This window comes from Oscillibacter sp. KLE 1745 (assembly GCF_000469445.2).
Classification (GTDB): domain Bacteria; phylum Bacillota; class Clostridia; order Oscillospirales; family Oscillospiraceae; genus Oscillibacter; species Oscillibacter welbionis.
In genome coordinates, this window is the sequence record NZ_KI271656.1 from 1 (window position 1) to 1524 (window position 1524).

The 1524-nt window shown below is 57.0% G+C and carries 2 protein-coding genes; both read left to right on the top strand.

Annotated elements, in window-relative coordinates:
• Positions 1 to 129: 129 nt before the first annotated feature.
• Positions 130 to 549, top strand: a complete 420-nt coding sequence (locus tag HMPREF1546_RS00965; RefSeq protein ID WP_021748363.1) for an HTH domain-containing protein — start codon at positions 130 to 132, stop codon at positions 547 to 549.
• Between the two features lie 2 nt (positions 550 to 551).
• The gene (locus tag HMPREF1546_RS00970) at positions 552 to 1496 is read left to right on the top strand and encodes an IS3 family transposase (protein ID WP_021748364.1); all 945 of its coding nucleotides are present in this window, start codon (positions 552 to 554) and stop codon (positions 1494 to 1496) included.
• Positions 1497 to 1524: the final 28 nt, after the last annotated feature.

Sequence of the window (1524 nt, forward strand, 5' to 3'; positions counted from 1 at the left end):
TAAACTGTACCCCATAAAATGGACACATTGGATTTGACCCACGGCCCCGATTGGTGGACACGCATTTGACCCATAGGGTCAGAGGCGCCTCATCTGTGATAAAATAAGATCACCAGATGGAGGTGCTGCATGAGCGCAAAAAAACAATTCACGCCGGAGGAGATCCGGCATCTGCGGGCAAACCCGTACACACGGTGCGTGACAGCGGACATGATCTCCTACACTCTCGCTTTCAAGGAGGCGTTCTGGACCTTGAGCCTGCAAGGTTACACCGGCCCGGCCGCTTTCCGCAAGCTGGGCTATAACACGGAAGTCCTGGGCTTTGAGCGGGTTCACAACACCACCAAGCGCATTCGGCGGGAAGCCAAGTCTCTGGAAGGGCTGCGTGAGGGCACCCGGGGCGGCGTGCGCCTGCAAAGGGAGACAACACCGACGGACTCTCCGTCTGGCGAAGCTGCCAGACGGATGCGGCGGGAGATCCTGTGCCTCCAGCAGCAGATGGCGTTTTTAAAAAAAGTTATGCGGCTGCACGACAAACCGGAAAAGTAGTCATGGACACTGCCGGAGAACGGTTCGCGGCCATCCAGGAAGCGTTGACAGACCGGAAGAACATCCTCACCGTGAAAGAGCTGTGCGAATTGGCCGGTGTGTCCCGCTCCGGCTATTACAACTGGGTGCGTTCCGAACGAGCCAGGGAAACGAGGGAGCAGAAGGACCGAGCCGATTTTGAGAGGATTTTGGAGGCGTACCAGTACCGCGGCTACGCAAAGGGCGCCCGGAGTATCCATATGCGGCTGCTGCACATGGGCGTGCGGATGAATGTGAAGAAGATCCGCCGGCTCATGCGGAAGTACCGTCTCGCCTGCCCCATTCGGAAGTCGAATCCCTACCGCAGATTACAGAGGTCCATCCGGATGGGCAGCACCGCGGAAAATCTGGTGAACCGGGAATTTGAATCCCGCGGCCCCAGGGCCGTCCTCCTGACGGATATTACCTATATCCCTTTGAATGGGAAGTTCTGCTATCTGTCCACGATCCTGGACGCCTGCACGAAACAGGTCTTATCCTATGCCGTGAGCGAATCTCTGGAAGTGGATTTCGTTCTGGAGATGGTGGAGCGGCTGGTGCAGAACTACGGCGCCTCGCTGAACAAAGAGACTGTGATCCACAGTGACCAGGGCACCCACTACACCAGCTTGAAGTTCATTCAACTGGTGGAGAGCCGGGAGCTGCGGCGCTCCATGTCCCGCAGGGGCAACTGCTGGGACAACGCACCCCAGGAGAGCTTTTTCGGGCACATGAAGGACGAGCTGGCCGGCGAGATCCCCGGTTGGACATCCTTTGCGGATGCGAAAGCGTCCATTGACCGCTGGATGGATTACTACAACAAGGACCGCTGCCAGTGGGATCTGGCGAAGCTGTCGCCCAATGAATTTTACGATTACATCACCACAGGTGAGTACCCAACTGGTATGCTGCCGCAATGGGTCAAATGAAAATGTCCTTGACTTGGGGAGCACTTTA